The sequence below is a fragment of the Xanthomonas arboricola genome (genome assembly GCF_003353015.1).
GTDB lineage: Bacteria > Pseudomonadota > Gammaproteobacteria > Xanthomonadales > Xanthomonadaceae > Xanthomonas > Xanthomonas arboricola_E.
The window spans coordinates 1-305 of record NZ_QREM01000019.1; the positions used below are offsets into that span (position 1 = coordinate 1).

The window sequence follows — 305 nt, forward strand, 5'->3', positions numbered from 1 at the left end:
GCGGTTCTGCCGGCGCAGACGGTCCTCGATGTCGCCCTGGTAGGTCTCGAAGCTGTCGGCCATCGCGCTGTAGCGGCTGTCGGTATAGCTGTTGGCCGCGGCGACGCCGTTGTCCAGCTGGCCCTTGTTGACCGCGTCGGTGGCACGCGTGCCGGCCGCCACATTGGCCACCTGCCGCTCGCCGCCGACGCTACCCACCGACACCGTGTTGGCGCGATCGGCGACCGAGCCCTGGCCCACGGCCACCGCACCTTGTGCGCTGACCCGTGCGCCCTGGCCGATCGCCGTGCCCGAGGCCGCACTGA

At 71.8% G+C, this 305-nt stretch carries 1 pseudogene; it reads right to left on the bottom strand.

From position 1 onward, the window contains the following. Positions 1 to 305: pseudogene (locus tag C0541_RS20535) on the bottom strand (adhesin); the annotation flags it as partial.